3 protein-coding genes and 2 pseudogenes are annotated in these 3748 nt (G+C 67.2%); 1 reads left to right on the top strand and 4 read right to left on the bottom strand.

Going from position 1 to position 3748, the window contains the following annotated elements; translation table 11 throughout:
* Positions 1-78 precede the first annotated feature (78 nt).
* Positions 79-1029, top strand: a complete 951-nt coding sequence (locus E2651_RS44470; RefSeq protein WP_167829071.1) for a hypothetical protein — start codon at positions 79-81, stop codon at positions 1027-1029.
* A 9-nt stretch (positions 1030-1038) separates the two neighbouring features.
* On the opposite strand, the pseudogene E2651_RS46280 reads toward E2651_RS44470, so the two are convergent.
* The 4 genes and pseudogenes from E2651_RS46280 to E2651_RS41985 form a co-directional block, all read right to left on the bottom strand.
* Positions 1039-1338 (bottom strand): annotated as a pseudogene (locus E2651_RS46280) (maturase); the annotation flags it as partial.
* 522 nt (positions 1339-1860) lie between these two features.
* A complete protein-coding gene (locus E2651_RS41995) occupies positions 1861-2433 on the bottom strand; it encodes a hypothetical protein (RefSeq protein ID WP_135336527.1) in 573 nt (190 codons plus the stop codon).
* A 128-nt stretch (positions 2434-2561) separates the two neighbouring features.
* Entirely contained in the window at positions 2562-3080 is a 519-nt protein-coding gene (locus tag E2651_RS41990) for a hypothetical protein (protein WP_135336526.1), read from the bottom strand.
* 329 nt (positions 3081-3409) lie between these two features.
* A pseudogene (locus E2651_RS41985) lies at positions 3410-3748 on the bottom strand (hypothetical protein); the annotation flags it as partial.

Below are 3748 nucleotides of genomic sequence, written 5' to 3'. Positions count from 1 at the left end.
ACCGTCCGCCGCCCCTCTGCCACCTCGAAACCGACGACAGAAGACTCGCGGCACCCGTCTGCCACCGCATCAACTTTGGTGCACTCTCATCCGTACGAGGTGGTGCACGTCCACTTGTACGCCGACAAGATCTCTATCAAGCAGGTCGCCTCGGTCCTGGGGGTGACCGAGGGCGCGCTCTACTACTGGGTCGGCCACGGGCTACTTCCCGCCCGCAAGGACGACAGCGGGCGCTGGTGCATCCCTTGGGACGAGACCATCGAGGCCAACTGCCGCCGCCAGATAGCGGCTTCCGGGCACCTCACGCCTGCGGATCCGCGTCCGGTGCGGGGCACCGCGCTGCCTGGCGAGGTCACCGTCACCGAGGCCGCCAACCGGCTCGGCGTCGGCGAGAACGTCATCTACTACCGAATCCGCATCGGTGACCTGCCCGCCCACCGCACTGAGCAGGGCCGCCTGAGTATTCCCCTCACCGACGCCCTCCAGGCACGCCTCCGTGACCGCCTCGACCACAGCGGCGAGCCCGCCGCCACCGGCGAGGGCAGCAGACCGCTGCCGCCCAGTGCCCTGGCAGACCAGGAGATTTCCGTCCAGCAGGCCGCCGCCCACCTCGGGGTCCTGGCCGCCGTTGTCTACTACCAGATCCGGGCCGGCCACCTCCAGGCCCGGCGCACCGACACCGGCCGGATCGCCATCGCCTGGAACAACGAGATCGACACCCGCATCCGTGCCCAGATCGCCGCCCCCAAACACCCCGGACCCACCGGCATCGGCAGCCGTCTGCTGCCCGCCGGCACCACCGCCCGCGGCGAACTCAGCGTCCAGACCGCCGCCACGAAGCTCGGAATCCGCGCCGGCGCCCTCTACTACTGGATCCGCCGCGGCGAACTCGCCGCCCACAAAGCCCAGGACGGACGCCTCAGCATCCCCTGGAACAACACAGTCAAGTCCGCCTGCCTCCAACGAGCCACCCAGAACCGGAACTTCACGCCTCGAACCGAAACAACCACAGTAGGAGGGGCAGTATGAAACGTCCATCGGTAGCCCCAGGGGACGCAGCTTCCCATTCTTTTTCGGGATGAAGGTCCTCCGTGCCGGGCTGAAGATATAGCGCTCGTGACGCAGAGCGTCAATGATCTGCTCAATCTTTCCCAGCGACATACCATCCACGGTTTCCTCGGTGGCCCCGGGCGTCATCGATCCATGATTGGAATAGATTCGCCCGTAGGCCATCAGGAATAACTGCGGGTTGAACAACTGTCGATACAGTCGATCCAGCGGCAGGCCCTCCCTGCCGCGCTTTCGGAGGATATCCAACACCGTTTGGGCGTTCTGCATTACGCATACCCCCACGGTTCGAACATCCGAACAGCCTGGCCCCCTTGGCCCTGTGGACGGCTTTCCCGCCCTCCCTGGCAGGACGTTACCCCTGCGACTACTACGGGGCCTCCGTCACCATAGGGCACTTCGCCCCTTAGGTGATCCCGGGTGCGTCCTCTGTGTACGTAATAGCGTGACTTAGGCATCCCATTCATCCCCTTGAATCCCTTCGTTAGGGATCGCCCCATGTCCTGGAGGTTGCGTCGACCGTCATGCGGAGTCGTCGCAGGGCATGGCATCGGTTCCAGACGTCTTTCCGATGGGTGGGCGTATACACCTTCCGGGAATTGGGATTCAACCAATCCAGGCTTTGCCATATCACGCGGGCCCCTCAGCGCGCCGTCCCATACGTCTGAACCCGGCCGCTGATTTCCTGGCATGCTGCGGTCCCCGCCGCCTTTCGGCTTGAGGTAAGCCATTGGGCCCAAGAACTTTCCTCCAAGTTCCTCCCGACTGAATCGGGAATACAACAGAGGCGCCTTACCGGCGCACCATCACGATCCCCTTGCCGTCCACTGACAGCACCAACACCGTCGCGGGGGTGCATGGTTGGAAGATTCTCGCGTCGTAGAAGGTGTCGATGTCGCGGGCGGCCTCGACGACCAGGCCGCCGAGCCGGCGCTTGCCGAGGACCGGCCCGCACCGGCGGCAGATCGCCTCCAGGGAGGCGTCATAGGACATGCGGGTCGCGGCCTGGACCGCGAGGCGGGCCAGGCCGTGCGAGTGCCGGCCCCGCGGAAGCGACAGGGCGGCGTCGGCCGGGTGCACGTTGGCCGCTTCCAGGCGGCGCCACGCGCAGCGGGACACTTTGACCGTGCCGAACACCGTGGCCAGCAGCCGCCCATGGCCCGTCTCCAGACGCGGGCGGAGCAGTCCGTCAGAGCCGATCACGTGCGGCCGTCGCCTCTCCACGGCTTCCCGTTCGCGGCGCTCCCGCAGGTCCAGATGATCCTGGAACACCTGTCGCAGCAGGTCACGGCCCCTCGTTTCGAGGAGTTCCTCCAGCTCGTGATGGGCCAGTTCACCCGCCTCGGGCGAGGCCAGATCCGTCACGAGCACCCTGAACAAAATCGTCGCCGCCTCAAAGCAGTCAGAACTCGACGGCCTGTCATACGGTTCCACCGGCTCTTCTTCCTACGGACGTTTTGGCTGGTTACCTACGAACGTAGGAAGAAGGGTCCTCAGTCGCCAGAGCCGGGACCCTGCGGCCCGAAGTCCTCGGTGTGTTCGACCAGCGCGAACAGGCCCGGACTGTCCTCGGTGAGCCAGCCCCGCCGGGCCAGACGCTTCAGCTTCGCCCGCACCGACTCCACCTTCGAGGCGCCCTCGCCCCACCCGATCGCCACCGACACCGCCTTCGACCGCATCGGCCGCCCCGCAGCCTGCAGCACACCCACGACGTCCCGATATCCCTCCGACAGCACCGGCACCCCCATACCCGGCTCCCACTGCGGCACAGTCACCACCCCGATCGGCGAACGGGCCTCCGGCGGCCCGGCGTCCTTCCACGGCGCCTGCTCGTCCTCGGCAGCGTCGTCGAGGACCTCCCGCACCACCATCCGGGCGACCTCCACCTGCGCGAGCATCTCCTCGAACGCCGCCAACTGATCACTCAACTCAGCTACCTGAAGCCGCAGTTCGGAGACGCGCTCACGGATCGCGGACTCGCGGCGCTCCAGCTCCTCGAGCAAGGACACCATCACCCCACCCCCTCACCGAGAAGGTAGGAGCGATCAGCACTCACGGCCAGCCCACCCGTACAGAACGCCTGCTCAGCCACTCACTCGAAACGAACCGGACCCCAACCGGATCCAGAGGGACCGGTCACGAGGGGCGGTGGCGCAGCGACGAGGCCGTCGCCTTCAAGGAGCGCTACGGCCGCCTCCGGCCAGCGCCCGGATCCGAGATCCGCAAGTGGCTGGTGCGGCAGCACCGCTACCGCGTACGCGGAATCCAGACCCCACTCACCGTGACCGCCTCAACCGCCGTGACTCCGAAGGTGACGCATCGGTCAACGCCTGAGGCATGGTCAGCTGCCGCTGGTGTGGGCCCAGTCGGCGACCGCGCGTGCCAGTTCTTCCTCGGTCATGTCCAGGGTCCCCTCAAGTCGCCGCTGCAGCGGGATGTGGAGGTGGTGGCGGGCGGCCAGCCGGACGGCGTCGTGGGCCGGGTCGGCGGGAACGGCTTCCTCCTTCGGCATGGATTCCGCGCGGCTCGGTGCGGTCAGCGCGCGCATCATGCTGTGGGCGCGTTGGCTTGTCTCGGTGGCGAGCACGGCAAGCGCTTGGGCGTCGGTTCCGGGCATGGCGGGCAGTGCCGGCTCGGCCGGTCGGTCAGGAAGCGGCGGGAGGTCAGGCAGGGGCGGGCG

Source organism: Streptomyces sp. MZ04, assembly GCF_004684775.1.
GTDB lineage: Bacteria > Actinomycetota > Actinomycetes > Streptomycetales > Streptomycetaceae > Streptomyces.
This window is presented reverse-complemented; position numbering and strand designations above follow the sequence as displayed.